Source organism: Gaiella occulta, from assembly GCF_003351045.1.
Classification (GTDB): Bacteria; Actinomycetota; Thermoleophilia; order Gaiellales; family Gaiellaceae; genus Gaiella; species Gaiella occulta.
The window spans coordinates 472,834-487,478 of the sequence record NZ_QQZY01000002.1 but is presented as its reverse complement, the minus strand read 5'-3'; the positions used below and the strand labels follow the sequence as shown (position 1 = coordinate 487,478).

Below are 14,645 nucleotides of genomic sequence, written 5' to 3'. Positions count from 1 at the left end.
GCCGACTTCCCACCACCGTTCTCGGACGCCGAGGTGATCGCGGCCCCGACGGACGCGCCCGGCGAGCGCATCGAGGTCGGCGTGCTCATCGTCGGCGGTGGCCCCGGCGGGCTCGCGTGCGCGCTGCGGCTCGGACAGCTGCTCGAGGAGCGGCCCGACGTCGCGGAGCGCCTGGGCGAGGTTCCCGTCGCGCTCGTCGACAAGGGCAAGCAGCCGGGCTCCCACCTGCTCTCCGGCGCGGTCATGAACCCGCGCGCGCTGCGCCGCCTGTTCAGGGGCCGGCCCGAGCAGCTCGCCGCCGTGCCGACCTACGGCGAGGTGCCGGGGGAGGGCGTGTACCTGCTGACGCGCAGGCGGGCGCTCCGGATCCCACCGCCGCCGACGCTGCGCAACCACGGCAACTGGATCGTCTCGATCTCGCAGATGGCCCGAACCCTGGCCGAGCAGGCCGAAGCGGGCGGCACGTTCATCCTCCCGGAGACGAGCGCCGAGCGGCTGCTCGTCGAGCACGGCCGCGTCGCCGGCGTGCGCACGGGCGACAAGGGCCGTGGCAAGGAGGGCGAGCCGCTCGGCAACTTCGAGCCCGGCTCCGACATCGTCGCCAAGGTCACCGTGCTCGCCGAGGGCACGGCCGGACACCTCACCTATGCGGCGATCGACCACTTCGGCCTGCACGGGCGCGAGCCGCAGATGTGGGAGCTCGGCGTCAAGGAGGTGTGGCGGGTCGCGCGGCCCCTCGACAAGATCGTGCACACGCTCGGCTGGCCGCTGCGCAAGCGCGCCGCCTACCGGGAGTTCGGCGGCTCGTGGATCTACCCGATGGGCGAGGAGATGGTGTCGATCGGGTTCGTGATCGGGCTCGACTACCGCGACCTCGAGCTCTCCGCGCACGACCTCCTGCAGGAGTTCAAGACGCATCCCTTCGTGCGGCGCATCCTCGAGGGCGGCGAGCGCCTCGCGTGGGGGGCGAAGACGATCACGAGCGGTGGCTGGCACGCCCTGCCGCGAAAGCTCAACGCCCCCGGCCTGCTGCTCGTCGGCGAGAGCGCCGGCCTCGTCGACCTCGCCCGGCTCAAAGGGGTGCACCTGGCGATCGAGTCGGGGCGCCTCGCTGCCGAAGCTGCCTTCCGCTCGCTCGAGCGAGGCGAGAGCCCCGGACGCATCGGCGTCTTCGACTCCTACGACGAGGAGCTGCGCGGCGGCTACGTGGGGCAGAGCCTGCGGCAGGTGCGGAACATGCGGCAGGCGTTCGAGAAGGGCTTCTTCGTCGGCGGCGCGCTTGCGAGCGCGATGACGGTGACGAAGGGGAAGCTGCCGCCGAAGGAGTTCCACAACGAACGCAACGACGCGGTGCCGCTGCTGCGCTCAGGACGTGCGGCGCGCTACCCGGTTCCCGACGGAGCGCTCACGTTCGACAAGCTCTCGTCGGTGTTCGCCTCGGGCAACCGCACGCGCGACGACCAGCCGAACCACGTGCGCATCGAGCGTCGCGTGCCGCGCGACGTCGCGGAGATGTGGGCATGGATGTGCCCGGCGCAGGTGTACGAGGTGGGAGACGAGCTGGGCGACGGGACGGTGGAGGTGAGGATGACGCCGTCGAACTGCGTCCAGTGCGGCGCGATCAGCGCCCGCGGCGGCCGCTTGACCCCGCCCGAGGGCGGCTCCGGCCCCGAGTACACGTTGACGTAGAGGCGCCTGCCGTGGACGACCCCCTGCCCGCCGGGACGGCCGCCGCCGCCGACCGCCGCGCCGACGTGGCTGTGATCGGGGCCGGCATCGTCGGCCTCTCCACGGCGCGGCTGCTCGCGCTGCGCCATCCACGGCTGCGCATCGTCGTGCTCGACAAGGAGCAGGCGATCGCCCGGCACCAGACGGGCCGCAACAGCGGCGTCATCCACTCCGGCATCTACTACGCGCCCGGCTCGCTGAAGGCGGAGCTGTGCGTGCGCGGTGCCGCCGCTCTCAGCGCATACTGCGACGAGAAGGGGATTCCCACCCTGCGCTGCGGGAAGGTCGTCGTGGCGAGGCTGCCGCAGGAGCTGCCGCGCCTCGAGGAGCTGCACCGGCGCGGCGTCGCGAACGGCGTCGCGGGGCTCGAGCTGATCGGACGCGAGCGGCTGCGAGAGCTGGAGCCGCACGTCGCCGGCGTGCGCGCGCTGCACGTTCCCGGTACCGGGGTCGTCGACTACGGCCGCGTCGCATCCGCCTACGCGGAAGACTTCGCGGCCGCAGGCGGCGAGGTGCTCCTCGGCCGCGAGGTGACCGGCATCCGCCGCGTGCGCGGCCGCGTTCTGCTCGAGACCGGCGCCGGCAGCGTCGAGGCGCGGCACGTCGTCGCCTGCGCCGGCGTCTACGCCGACCGGGTCGCGCGGCTCGGCGGTGGAGACCCCGAGCCGCGCATCGTCCCGTTCCGCGGCGACTACTACGCGCTCAAGCCGGAGCGGCGGCATCTCGTCAACGCGCTCGTCTATCCCGTCCCCGACCCCGGCTTCCCGTTCCTCGGCATCCACACGACGCTGCGCGTCGACGGGTCGGTACTGCTCGGGCCCAACGCGGTGCTCGCCTTCGCGCGCGAGGGCTACGGGCGCTTCGACGTGAGCCTCGGCGACCTCGCCGAGACGCTGCGCGCGCCCGGGTTCCGTCGCATCGCGCGGCGCTACTGGCGCACCGGGCTCGGCGAGACGGTGCGCGACTACAGCAAGCGCTTGTTCGTCGCCTCGGCGCGCAGGCTGATCCCCGAGCTCGAGCCCTCGGACGTCGTGCCCGGGCCGGCGGGCATTCGCGCGCAGGCGCTCGCCGCCGACGGCACGCTCGTGGACGACTTCGTGCTCGAGCACCGCGACGGGGCCATCCACGTGCGCAACGCGCCGTCCCCCGGGGCGACGTCGTCGCTCGCGATCGCCGAGCGCCTCTCCGATCTGGCCGGCGAGGCGTTCGGCCTCTAGACCGGGCTCTAGCGCCGCGCCGTCCACGCCTCCACCATTGCCACGCGCTGCCGCAGCGTGGGGTGGGTGCCGAGGAGCGCCTGCGCCCAGGCGGGCGGGTCGGGATCGCCGAGCGACGAGCGCGCGAACCCGACGAAGAGGCTGCGTGCGGCAGCCGGGTCGCGTGCCGTCTGCAGGGCCTTCCAGTCCGCCTCCGCCTCCATGCCGCGGCTGATCCGATTCTGCGCGGGGGCGAGCGCGAGCTGGATCGCCGCGACGACGAGCAGCGCCAGCGGCACCGCTTCGGGCCGTCCCATGCCGCCCCGGCCGCGCGTGAGCCGCATCAGCAGCCACGCCCCCGGCAGCGCGAAGAGGGCGAACCAGGCGAGCCCCTTCGGGATGTGGCGGCTCGAGTGATGGGCGATCTCGTGGGCGAGCACGACGCGCACCTCCGCGTCCGAGAACGTGCCGTCGACCATCGTGCTCCACAGCACCACCTTGCGCGACGCACCGAACCCGACCGCGTAGGCGTTTGCCTGGCTTGTCGTCCCGCTCACGTCCTCGACCCCGACGGGGACGCCTGCGATGCCCTGCGCCCGCTCGATCTCGGCGGCGGCGCGGCGCAGGGCCGGATCCCGCAGCGGCGTCGTGCCGGTAACGAGATACGGCTGGGCGAAGGCGAAGAGGGCTCCGACGAGGACGAACACGCCCGCTCCGGGCACCCACCACCACTCGCCGACGGCGCGGGCGAGGAACATCACGACGAGCAGCGCCACGCAGATCGAGACGAACGCCGCCCCGAGCTCGAACCAGTGGCCGAACGCCCACTCGACGTATCCCATCTCCGTCAGGCCGTAGCGCCGCGCCCACCACACGTCGGCGAGCCGGAACGGCAGCTGCACGAGCCAGACGATCGCGAGCCCGAGCATCCCGAGCAGCATCCCCGTGCCGATCGGACCCGCCGCCGACTCGCGCGCGTAGCCGGCGCCGCGACGGGCGTAGGCCCACAGCGTCGCAAGCAGCGCGATCTGCTCGAGCGCCCAGGTGACGAGGAAGAAGCGCTCGACGTGCGCGGCCTTGTCGACGAGCGCGGCGCCGAACACCGACCGCGTGTCGACGTCGGGCAGGTCGAGGCCGGCGGGCACGGCAGTGCGCGAGAGGAGCACCGCGCACGCGACCCACGCCGCCGCGACGGCGGCGACGAGCACGAGGCGGAGCCGGCTCAGGCGGGCTCCCCGAGGGATGCGGAGGGCGCCGGCGCCCGGCCGGGATCTTCGAGCAGGGAGAGCTGCTCGTCGCCGGGCTGCGCGCGCAGTACCGGGCCCGCGTACGGGTAGCGCTCGCCGAGCAGGAACAGGTAGGCCGCCGTCTGGGCGTTGTAGCGGATGCAGGCGGCGCCGAGGTTGCGGATGCCCTCCGGCATCCGTCCCGTCACGAGCGCATGCCACCAGCCGAGGAGAGCGACGACGGAAAGCGTCCCGGTCAGCGCCGTGCTCATGAGCAGCGCCGGAATCGCCGCCGGGATCCGCACGAGCACGAGCACGCGGCGCCGGCGCCGCGACCCGTCTATCTCCACGTCGACCGGGTACGAGCCGCGGGCGCCGACGAAGCCCGGGAACGGGCCGCCGACGAGGAACACGAACGCGCTCACGTGCGCGGCGTATCGCGTCCACGCCGCCAGGAAGCGGAACAGCGGCCCGGGCACCGTGCCGCTGACGAGCGCCGCGAGCCAGGCGAGGGCGGCCGCGGGCACGACGGCAGTGCTCCAGAGGGCGAGCCAGAGGAGGTGCGGCGTCGCGAGCAGCCAGCGGAACAGCACCGTCAGGCGTGAGCGCTCGAGCGTCCCGCCCGCGGCGATGCGGACGGGATGCGCCGGTAGCTGCAGCGGAGGGCGCACGAGCGCGGGGTCGGCGCTCGGGTAGCGGTCGCTGAGGAGCAGGACGTACGCGGTCGTCTGGGCGGCATAGCCGATCGCGTAGGCGCCGACGTCGCGCAGCCCGCGCGGCATGCGCCCGGCGGCGAGGCCGGCGCACCAGCCGAGCAGCGCGACGACGAAGAGCACTCCTCCGGCGCCCGTGGCGAAGGACAGGGCCGCGCCGCCGCCGGCGATCGCGGGCGCGCCGGCGAGGGATGCCGAGAGCATGAGGGCGGGCACCGCGAGCACGAGGCGGAAGGCCGCGCCGAGGCGCCCCTGCCGGGCGGGCGGATCGATCTCGATGTCGACCGGGTAGCCGGCGGCGCCGGTGAAGGAGGGATAGGGTCCGGCGACGAGGGAGAGGTAGGCCGAGACGTGCGTCGAGTAGCGCACGTACGCGGCGACGAAGCGGTGGGGCGCGCGCGGCGCGCGGCCCCGGGCCAGAACCGCGAGCCAGAGGACGGGCGCCGGCACGAGCACGGCGAGCGTCCACAGCGCGAGCCAGAGCAGGTGCGGGACGGCGAGGAGGAGCCGCGGCAGGACCGTCACGCGCGGGCGCCGCAGGTCGTCGGCGACGACGAGGCGCACAGGACGGCGGCCGGCGGACTCCACGGCAGCATTCTGTTGCCCGGGCCGGTCGTCTACCATCCCGCGGTGGCCGGGATGCCGATCACGCCGGACGACGTGCGCCGTGCCGCGGAGACGATCCGGGGCGCCGTCGAGCGGACGCCGACGTTCAGCTCGCGCAGCCTCGGCGCGGGGAGGCACCTGAAGGCGGAGCTGTTCCAGCGCACGGGCTCGTTCAAGCCGCGCGGCGCTCTCAACAAGCTGCGCTCGCTGACGGCGGAGGAGCGCGCGCGCGGCGTGATCGGCGTCTCGGCCGGCAACCATGCGCAGGCGCTCGCGTGGGCGGCCGCCGTGGAGGAGATCGACGCCCTCGTCGTGACCTGGAAGGGGGCGAGCCGGGCGAAGCTCGACGCGACCCGCGGCTACGGCGCCGAGGTCGACGACGAGGCTTCCGGGCCGGCGGATGCCTTCGCCCGGCTGCATCGCCTGCGCGACGAGAGCGGCCGCGTGTTCGTGCACCCCTTCGACGACGCGGTCGTGCTGGCGGGTGCCGGAACGGTCGGCCTCGAGATCCTCGAGGACGTCCCCGGCGTCGACACCATCGTCGTCGCCACGGGCGGCGGCGGGCTCGTCTCCGGGATCGCGGCGGCCTGCGTGCCGGCGGGCGTCCGCGTCGTCGCGGTCGAGCCCGAGGGCGCGAACGCGCTCGCGCTCGGCCTCGCGGCCGGGGCGCCCGTGCCGATCACCCCCGACACGATCGCCGACGGCCTCACCGCGCCGTTCGCGGGCGCGCTGCCGCTCGAGATCTGCTCCGCGCTCGGCGTCGACGTCGTGCTCGTCTCCGAGGACGAGATCCGCGAGGCGTTCCGCTTCCTCTACGCGCGCGCGAAGCTCGCGGCAGAGCCGGCGGCGGCCGCCGCCGTGGCGGCCGTGCTCACGGGCCGCGTCGACGGCGGCACGGTCGTCGCCGTCGTCTCCGGAGGCAACGTCAGCCCCGATACCGCCTCTGCTATCCTGGCCGCACGATGAAGGCCGAGATCCATCCAGACTACGTCCTCGCGCACGTCACCTGCTCGTGCGGGAACGAGTTCACCACCCGCTCCACCAAGTCCGAGCTCCATGTCGAGATCTGCTCGAACTGCCACCCGTTCTACACGGGCAAGCAGAAGCTCATGGACACCGGCGGCCGGGTCGAGCGCTTCCAGAAGCGGCTCGAGAAGGCCGGCGGCGCCCGCCGCGGCTAGAGGCTCTCTCTTCCCGTGACCTCCCGCGCGCACACGCCGACGCCCGCGTCGGCTGCGAAGGTGCGCGTGTGAGCGGCGTCTCCTACGGCGGCCAGGCCGTGCTCGAGGGCGTGATGATGCGCGGCCCGACCGTGTGGTCGGTCGCCGTGCGCAGGCCGAACGGCGAGATGGCCGAGGTGACGAAGCCGATCACCTCGCCGATGCAGCGCCATCGCGTGTGGCGGCTCCCGGTCATCCGCGGCGTCGTCGCGCTCGGCGAGTCGCTCGCGATCGGGTTCCGCGCGCTCGCGATCTCGGCGAACTACGCCGCGCAGGCGGAGGGCGAGCGCGGAGAGGACGGCGAGGTCGCGACGGAGATCTCGCGCGGCCAGATCATCTTCTCGTTCGTGATCGCGATCGGCTTCGCGCTGATGCTGTTCAAGGTCGGCCCGGCGCTGCTGACGAGCTGGCTGCCGATCGACGGGACGACCTGGTTCGTGATCGTCGAGGGGGGCATCCGGGTCGCCGTCTTCGTCCTCTACATCGTCCTGATCGGGTTGCTCCCCGATCTCAAGCGCGTGTTCCAGTATCACGGCGCCGAGCACAAGGCGATCAACGCGCTCGAGGCGGGGTCGGAGCTCACGCCCGTGAACGTGCAGAAGTACAGCTTGATCCATCCTCGCTGCGGAACTGCTTTTTTGCTATGGGTGATGGTGATCGGCATCTTCGTCTTCGCGCTCGTCGGCCGTCCGGTCTGGTACTGGCTCGTCGTGAGTCGCGTCGCGCTCCTGCCCGTGATCGCCGGGCTCGCCTACGAGCTCATCCGCTATGCGGGCCGCCACCAGGCCAACAGGGTGCTGATGGCGCTGCTCGCGCCCGGGCTTTGGCTGCAGCGCCTGACGACGCGGCAGCCGACGCTCGACCAGATCGAGGTGTCGATCCGCGCGCTCGAGGAGGTGATCCGGCGCGAGCAGGCCGAGACGCCGGGTGAGGAGCGTGCCGGCTCGAAGGTCGAAGTGATGGCGTAGGCCGCGCCGCCTACGCCCGGCACCCACGAGGGAAGGAGAGAGAGCAATGCCGAGGATCGTCCGCGAAGCCGGGATCACCTGGGAGGGCAACCTCGCTCGTGGAGCCGGGACGATCTCCGCAGCCTCGTCGGGCGCCTTCGGCGCTCTCCCCTACAGCGCCGCGACCCGCATCGGGGTGCCGGAGGGCAAGACGAGCCCGGAGGAGCTGCTCGCCGCCGCGCACGGCGGCTGCTTCACGATGTCCCTGGCGAGCGAGCTGACGAAGGCCGGCACGCCGCCCGAGCGGCTCGACGTCCGTTGCGTCGTGACGATGGACGAGGTGGAGGGGAAGGGTCACCAGATCGTCCATTCGTCGCTCGAGGCGCGCGGCGTCGTGCCCGGGTGCGACGACGCGGCGTTCGCGCAGGCGGCGGAGGCCGCCGACGCCGGCTGCCCGTTCTCGGCGCTGATCCGGGCGAGCGCCACGGTCGCCGTGAGCGCGTCGCTCGCCTGACGCGCCGGCACCTCCCGGCTACCATCGACGCGTGGCCGGCATCGAACAGCTCGTGCAGGAGCTCGACCGCTCCTACGCGGACCTGCAGGCGCGCCTCGCCGACCCGGCGGTCTACAACGACCACCGGGAGGCGGCCGACATCGGCCGCCGGCTGAAGGAGCTCGAGGCCGCGCACCGGCTCGCGCGCGACTGGTCGCTGGCGCGCGCCGACCTCGCTGCCGCGAAGGCCGACCCCGAGCTCGCGTCGATGGCGGCAGAGCTCGAGTCGGAGGTCACCCGCCTGGAGGAGGAGCTCAAGCTCGCGCTCGTCGAGCGCGACCCGGCCGACGCCAAGGACGTGATCGTCGAGGTACGCCAGGGCGTCGGCGGCGACGAGGCCGCGATCTGGGCCGGCGACGTCTTCCGCATGCTGACGCGGTACGCCGAGCGGCGCGGGTTCAAGACCGAGATCCTGAGCGCCAACGAGAGCGAGACGGGCGGCTACAAAGAGGTCGTGTTCGCCGTCAAGGGCGACGGCGCGTACTCCGTGTTCAAGTACGAGGGCGGCACCCACCGCGTGCAGCGCGTCCCCGAGACGGAGTCGCAGGGTCGTATCCACACCTCGACCGCGACGGTGGCCGTGATGCCCGAGGTCGAGGAGGTGGAGGTCGAGCTCGACGAGAACGACCTCAAGATCGACGTCTACCGCTCGACCGGGCCGGGAGGGCAGAGCGTCAACACGACCGACTCGGCCGTCCGTATCACGCACGTGCCGACCGGGCTCGTCGTGGCGATGCAGGACGAGAAGTCGCAGCTCCAGAACAAGCAGAAGGCCCTGCGCGTGCTCCGTGCGCGCCTCTACGAGCTCGAGCGCGAGAAGCAGCAGGCCGAGCTGTCGGCGACGCGGAAGTCGCAGATCGGGTCGGGCGAGCGCGCCGAGAAGATCCGAACCTACAACTACCCCGAGAACCGGCTCACCGACCACCGCATCAAGCTCACCGCGCACCGTCTCGACCAGGTCCTCGACGGCGACCTCGCCGAGTTCACCGACGCGATCCAGGCGGAGGACAGACGCCTGTCGCTGGAGGCCGCGGGCGCATGACGCTCGGCGAGGCGCTGCGCCGGTCGACGGAGCATCTCGCGGCGAAGGGCTCGGGAACACCCCGGCTCGACGCCGAGCTCCTGCTCGGCCGTGCCCTCGGGCTGCAGCGGATCGAGCTCTACATGGCGCTCGAGCGGCCGCTGACGGCGGCAGAGCTCGCTGCCGCCCGGGCGCTGCTCGCACGCCGGGCGGCGCGCGAGCCGCTGCAGTACGTGCTCGGGGAGTGGGGGTTCCGCAGGCTGACGCTCGGCGTCGACCGCCGCGCGCTGATCCCGCGACCCGAGACGGAGACGCTCGTCGAGCGCGCTCTCTCGCTCGTCGCCGGCCTCCGGGCACCGCGCGTGCTCGACGTCGGCACCGGCAGCGGAGCGGTCGCGCTCGCGATCGCCGACGAGCACCCGGGCGCGCACGTCGCCTCCATCGACGTGTCGGCGGAGGCGCTCGCGCTTGCCGCCGAGAACGTGCACCGCACCGGGCTGCGCGTCGAGCTCGTGCGCCACGACCTCTTCGACGGCCTGCCTGCGGGGCCGTGGGATCTCGTCGTCTCGAACCCGCCGTACGTCGACCCGGCCGAGATCGACGGGCTCGCGCCGGAGGTGCGCGACTGGGAGCCGCGCGGCGCGCTCGTCGCCGAGGGAGCGGTGGAGGCCGTCGCGCGCGGCGCCCTCGCCGTGCTCGCGCCGGGGGGCGCGCTCGCGCTCGAAGTCGGTGACGGTCAGACGCCGGCGGTGTCTGCGCTGCTGTGCGCGCTCGGCTACGGCTCGGTCGCGGTCACGGCCGACCTGAGCGGGCGTGACCGCATCGTCGAGGGAGTGCGACCGTGAGCGGCGTCGTCGAGGCGGCCGTCGCCGCCCTGCGGGCGGGCGAGGTCGTGGTGCTCCCGACCGACACCGTCTACGGGCTCGCCGCGACGGCCTACCGCGAGGAGGCGGCGCGGCGGCTGTATCGGCTCAAGGGGCGCGAGGAGATCCAGCCGACGGCGCTCGTCGCCGCGAGCGTCGACCTGCTGCTCGAGTGCGTGCCGGAGCTGCGGGGGCGCTCCGGAACGATCGCGCGGACGCTCTTGCCGGGGCCGTACACGCTCGTCCTGCCGAACCCGGCCCGCCGCTTCCGCTGGCTCAACGGGGACAGGCCCGAGGCGATCGGGGTTCGCGTGCCGGCGCTCGACGGGGTCGGCAAAGCCGTCCTCGAGGGCGCGGGCGCGGTCGTGGCGACGAGCGCCAACCTGCCCGGGGAGCGCGAGGCGCGCACTCTCGCAGACGTGCCGGCGCAGCTGCTCGCCGGCAGCGCCGTCGCCGTCGACGGCGGCCCGCTGCCGGGGATTCCCTCCACCGTGCTCGACTTCAGCGGAGCGGAGCCCGTCGTCCTGCGGCAGGGGGCCGCCGATGCCCGCGCGGCCGTCGAGCGCGTCGCCGCCGCCCTCGCCCGCATCGCGTGACCGTCGTGCGGGTGCCGTCATGCGCCTGCGCGGGGTCCAGTACGATCGGCGTCATGGCAATCGCCGCCGACACGTTCGAAAGGCTGTGCAGCGCCGGCCTCGCCGAGGCCGACCCCGAGGTCGCCGCGCTGCTCGGCCGCGAGCTCGAGCGCCAGCGCGGCCAGATCGAGCTGATCGCGTCCGAGAACTTCACGTGGCCGGCCGTGCTCGAGGCGGTCGGGTCGGTGGTGACGAACAAGTACGCGGAGGGATACCCGGGCAAGCGCTACTACGGCGGCTGCGAGGTCGTCGACGAGATCGAGCAGCTGGCGATCGACCGCGCGAAGGAGCTGTTTCGCGCAGAGCACGCGAACGTGCAGCCGCACGCAGGCGCACAGGCGAACATGGCCGTCTACCTCGGGCTGCTGCAGCCCGGCGACACGGTGCTGTCGCTGCGGCTCGACCACGGCGGCCACCTCACGCACGGGCTCAAGGTCAACTTCTCCGGCCGGCTCTACACGATCGTCCACTACGGCGTCTCGCGCGAGACGAGCCTCGTCGACTACGACGAGGTGCTCGCACTGGCCAGGGAGCACCGCCCGCGGCTGATCCTCTGCGGCGGCTCCGCCTACCCGCGCACCGTCGAGACGTGGGAGTTCCGCAAGATCGCCGACGAGGTCGGCGCGCTCCTGTGGTGCGACATGGCGCACTTCGCCGGCCTCGTCGCCGCCGGCCTGCACCCGAACCCGGTCGACGACTGCGACGTCGTCACCTCGACGACCCACAAGACGCTCGCGGGCCCACGCTCGGGCTTCGTCCTCTGCCGCGAGGAGCACGCGCAGGCGATCGACCGCGCCGTCTTCCCCGGATTGCAGGGCGGCCCGCTCGAGCACGTGATCGCGGCCAAGGCGACGTGCTTCAGGTTCGCCGCCTCCGACGCGTTCCGGGCCTACCAGAGCCAGGTGCGGGCGAACGCCGACGCACTCGCCGACGAGCTCATGAGCGGCGGTCTCGACGTCCTCACCGGCGGCACCGACACGCACGTGCTCCAGCTCGACCTGCGCGGCACCGAGTGGACGGGAAAGGACGCGGAGGAGCGCCTGCACGAGGTCAAGCTCACCGTCAACCGCAACACCGTGCCCTACGACGAGCGCCCGCCGACGATCGCCTCCGGCATCCGCATCGGCACGCCGGCGGCAACGATGCGCGGCTTCGACGAGGAGGACTTCCGCGAGGTCGGGCGCATCATCGTCGGGGCGCTCGCCGACGGCGCCGGCGCCGTCGATATCGCCGCGCTCGCGGCGCGCAGCGTGGCGCTGTGCGAACGCCGCCCGCTGTATCCCGGCAGGGCCGCGTTTCCCGCCTTCGGCGGGGGAAGCGGCTAGACGGGAAGACGGGCGTGCCGCCGGCATCGACGAGCGCGTCGACGACGGGAGTCGTCGTCGAGCCGGATCACCCGCTCGTGCGGCACAAGCTGGGCCTACTGCGGGACGTCACCACGACGACGCAGATGTTCCGCCAGCTCGTCAACGAGCTGACGCTGCTTCTCACCTACGAGGCGACGAAGACGCTCGCCGACGAGGAGGTCGAGATCGAGACGCCGCTGGAGCGGATGGCGGCCCGCCGCATCTCCGGCAAGAAGGTGGCGGTGTGCCCGATCCTGCGGGCCGGCATGGGCATGCTCGACGGGGTGCTCTCGCTGATCCCGGGCGCGCGCGTCGGCTTCATCGGTATGTACCGCGACGAGGAGACGCTGCAGCCGATCGAGTACTTCGTGAAGCTTCCGAACGACATCGCCGACCGCGACGTGATCCTGCTCGACCCGATGCTTGCGACGGGGAACTCGACGGCGGCGGCCGTGGCGACGGTGAAGGCGGCGGGTGCCACGTCGGTGCGCCTCATCGCCCTGATCGCGGCTCCGGAGGGGATCGAGCGCATCCATCGCGATCATCCCGACGTCGCCATCGTCGTCGCGGCAGTCGACCGCGGTCTCAACGAGAAGGGCTTCATCGTTCCCGGGCTCGGGGACGCAGGCGACCGCCTGTACGGCACGAAGTAGCGCACAGCGGATGAACGAGCTTCGGGACGACCCGGAGGTTCTCTACGGCGCAGCGATCGCGCTCCTCATCGTCGTCGCGCTGACGCCGGCCGTCGGCGGCATGGCGCGGCTGCTCGGCGTCGTCGACGCCCCCGACGAGCGCCGGCTCAACCGGCGGCCGATCCCGCGGCTCGGCGGCCTCGCGATCTTTCTCGGCATCGTCGTGCCGGCGCTCGCGTTCCTCGACCTGACGGGCGAGATGCGCGGCATCCTGCTCGGCGTCGCGGTCGCCTGTGTCGTCGGCGCCGTCGACGACTTCCGCGGCCTGGCGCCGTTGCCGAAGCTCGCCGGGCAGGTCGTGGCGGCGTCGATCCCGACGGCGTTCGGCGTCTGGATCGACCACTTCACGTTCCCGTTCGTCGGCGCCGTCGACCTGCCGGGCTGGGTCGGCGTCCCGACGACGGTGATCTGGATCGTCGCGGTGATGAACATGGTCAACTTCCTCGACGGCCTGGACGGGCTCGCTGCCGGCGTGTGCGGGATCGCGGGCATCACCTTCGCCGTGATCGCGCTGTCGCTCGGCAAGGTGGACGCGGCGGTGCTGTCGGCCATCGTCGCGGGCGCGTGCGCCGGCTTCCTGCGCCACAACTTCTTCCCGGCGCGCATCTTCATGGGCGATTCCGGCGCTCTCGTGCTGGGATTCACACTCGCCGCCGTCTCGGTCGTGGGCCTGCTGAAGACGGCGTCCACCGTGGTGCTGTTCCTGCCGCTGCTCGTGCTCGCGGTGCCCATCATCGACACGTCCTTCGTCGTCGCCAAGCGCCTCAAGTACCGGCAGCCGATCTCGAGCGCGGACCGCTCGCACCTCCATCACCGCTTCATCAACATCGGCTTCAGCCAGCGCCGCGCCGCCCTGACGATGTGGGCGTGGACGGCGACGCTCGGCGCCGCGGCGCTCGCGACCCGGTTCATCCCGTTCCGCCAGGGTGGGCGCTGGCACGCGTGGGAGACCGTCGCGGTCGCCGCGATCGCGCTCGTGGCGCTCGCGTTCTCGGTCTACATCGTCTACCTGCTGGAGATCGTCAAGCTCGGCAACCCCCGCGTGCGCCGCCGCGTCGCAGAGCGCGAGGCGCAGCAGCGGCGCACCGCGTAGGCGCCGCCGCGCGGATCGTCGGACAGGCTGCTACGTCGACGCTCGCTCCACGAACGCCGCGAGCAGGTCGTTGAAGTCCGGGTGCCGCTGCGCCGAGTGCCCGTATCCCGCGAGCACGAGCCTCTCCGCGGCGAGGCGCTCCTCGAGGACGTCGCAGACGGCGTCGAACGCCGCATGATGCCCGCCGGAGACGACGAGCTTGGGGAAGGGCGCCGCGGCGAGCTCGTCGAGCGGGATCTTCGCCTCCCACGGCCGGCGCTCGACGACGAGCGTGCGCGCTCCCTGCTCGAGCTGCGCGGTCAAGGGCGAGGGCGGCTCGAAGGCCGAGCCGACGAAGCGCAGGAAGCCGCGCAGGAACGCCTCCGGGTCGCCGGTCGGGCCGTGCAGCCACCAGTCCTCGCCTTCCCGGATGAACGCGTCGACCGCGGGAACGCCACGGGCGACGTCCAGCGCCGGCGGCTCGATCACGGTCAGCGAACGCACGTCGGATGTCCGCAGCGCCGCGGCGAGCAGCGCGATGACGCCGCCGTAGGAGTGGCCGACGAGATGGGCGCCGCCGTCGAGCGCCGCCGCGACGAGCGCCGCGTGCTCGTCGAAGTCGACACGATCGACCGGCGGGCCCGGGGGGAACCCCGGCCGTTCGAGGATCTCGAGCGCGAAGCGCCGTCGCAGCTCACGCTGGCGGCTCCACGTGGGGCGGCCGCCCATGACGCTGCCGTGTACCAGCACGATACGCTCCACAGGCCCATCGTATCGGTGTGACGAACTCGGGTCGAAACCGTGCTCGGACGCGGTTTCCGAGTGTC

The 14,645-nt window shown here is 73.0% G+C and carries 15 protein-coding genes; 12 read left to right on the top strand and 3 right to left on the bottom strand.

What is annotated here, in order from left to right; genetic code table 11:
- The first annotated feature begins 33 nt into the window (after nt 1-33).
- Nucleotides 34-1,689, top strand: a complete 1,656-nt coding sequence (locus tag Gocc_RS06035; protein WP_220150473.1) for an electron transfer flavoprotein-ubiquinone oxidoreductase — start codon at nt 34-36, stop codon at nt 1,687-1,689.
- An 11-nt stretch (nt 1,690-1,700) separates the two neighbouring features.
- Nucleotides 1,701-2,945, top strand: a complete 1,245-nt coding sequence (gene lhgO, locus Gocc_RS06030; protein WP_220150472.1) for an L-2-hydroxyglutarate oxidase — start codon at nt 1,701-1,703, stop codon at nt 2,943-2,945.
- A gap of 8 nt (nt 2,946-2,953) precedes the next feature.
- On the opposite strand, the gene Gocc_RS06025 is transcribed toward lhgO, so the two are convergent.
- Together Gocc_RS06025 and Gocc_RS06020 are read right to left on the bottom strand one after the other, a co-directional pair.
- Nucleotides 2,954-4,132: a M48 family metalloprotease gene (locus Gocc_RS06025; protein ID WP_114795611.1), complete on the bottom strand. Its 1,179-nt coding sequence runs from the start codon at nt 4,130-4,132 to the stop codon at nt 2,954-2,956.
- Between the two features lie 14 nt (nt 4,133-4,146).
- A complete protein-coding gene (locus Gocc_RS06020; RefSeq protein ID WP_181813417.1) occupies nt 4,147-5,451 on the bottom strand; it encodes a DUF4389 domain-containing protein in 1,305 nt (434 codons plus the stop codon).
- Between the two features lie 51 nt (nt 5,452-5,502).
- Here Gocc_RS06020 and Gocc_RS06015 point away from each other — a divergent pair, with 51 nt between their 5' ends.
- The 10 genes from Gocc_RS06015 (at nt 5,503) to Gocc_RS05970 (ending at nt 13,839) form a co-directional block, all read left to right on the top strand.
- Nucleotides 5,503-6,435 (top strand): pyridoxal-phosphate dependent enzyme, encoded by a 933-nt coding sequence (locus tag Gocc_RS06015; protein WP_245904884.1) that lies wholly within the window; start codon nt 5,503-5,505, stop codon nt 6,433-6,435.
- The gene (gene rpmE, locus Gocc_RS06010; protein WP_114795608.1) at nt 6,432-6,650 is read left to right on the top strand and encodes a 50S ribosomal protein L31; all 219 of its coding nucleotides are present in this window, start codon (nt 6,432-6,434) and stop codon (nt 6,648-6,650) included. The genes Gocc_RS06015 and rpmE overlap by 4 nt, the downstream gene beginning before the upstream one ends.
- Before the next feature lie 68 nt (nt 6,651-6,718).
- The gene (locus tag Gocc_RS06005) at nt 6,719-7,657 is read left to right on the top strand and encodes a DUF1385 domain-containing protein (protein WP_220150471.1); all 939 of its coding nucleotides are present in this window, start codon (nt 6,719-6,721) and stop codon (nt 7,655-7,657) included.
- A 46-nt stretch (nt 7,658-7,703) separates the two neighbouring features.
- The gene (locus Gocc_RS06000) at nt 7,704-8,150 is read left to right on the top strand and encodes an OsmC family peroxiredoxin (protein WP_114795607.1); all 447 of its coding nucleotides are present in this window, start codon (nt 7,704-7,706) and stop codon (nt 8,148-8,150) included.
- A gap of 40 nt (nt 8,151-8,190) precedes the next feature.
- Nucleotides 8,191-9,231: a peptide chain release factor 1 gene (gene prfA, locus Gocc_RS05995; RefSeq protein ID WP_181813440.1), complete on the top strand. Its 1,041-nt coding sequence runs from the start codon at nt 8,191-8,193 to the stop codon at nt 9,229-9,231.
- Complete coding sequence (gene prmC, locus Gocc_RS05990; protein ID WP_114795605.1) at nt 9,228-10,055, top strand: peptide chain release factor N(5)-glutamine methyltransferase; 828 nt, start codon at nt 9,228-9,230, stop codon at nt 10,053-10,055. The genes prfA and prmC overlap by 4 nt, the downstream gene beginning before the upstream one ends.
- Complete coding sequence (locus tag Gocc_RS05985; protein ID WP_114795604.1) at nt 10,052-10,669, top strand: L-threonylcarbamoyladenylate synthase; 618 nt, start codon at nt 10,052-10,054, stop codon at nt 10,667-10,669. Before prmC ends, Gocc_RS05985 begins: the two co-directional genes overlap by 4 nt.
- Nucleotides 10,670-10,722: 53 nt before the next feature.
- On the top strand, nt 10,723-12,033 hold the full coding sequence (locus tag Gocc_RS05980) for a serine hydroxymethyltransferase (RefSeq protein ID WP_114795603.1): 1,311 nt from the start codon (nt 10,723-10,725) through the stop codon (nt 12,031-12,033).
- A 14-nt stretch (nt 12,034-12,047) separates the two neighbouring features.
- Nucleotides 12,048-12,707 (top strand): uracil phosphoribosyltransferase, encoded by a 660-nt coding sequence (gene upp, locus Gocc_RS05975; protein WP_114795602.1) that lies wholly within the window; start codon nt 12,048-12,050, stop codon nt 12,705-12,707.
- 10 nt (nt 12,708-12,717) lie between these two features.
- Complete coding sequence (locus tag Gocc_RS05970) at nt 12,718-13,839, top strand: glycosyltransferase family 4 protein (protein ID WP_114795601.1); 1,122 nt, start codon at nt 12,718-12,720, stop codon at nt 13,837-13,839.
- Nucleotides 13,840-13,869: 30 nt separating this feature from the next.
- On the opposite strand, the gene Gocc_RS05965 is transcribed toward Gocc_RS05970, so the two are convergent.
- Complete coding sequence (locus Gocc_RS05965; protein WP_114795600.1) at nt 13,870-14,580, bottom strand: alpha/beta fold hydrolase; 711 nt, start codon at nt 14,578-14,580, stop codon at nt 13,870-13,872.
- Nucleotides 14,581-14,645: the final 65 nt, after the last annotated feature.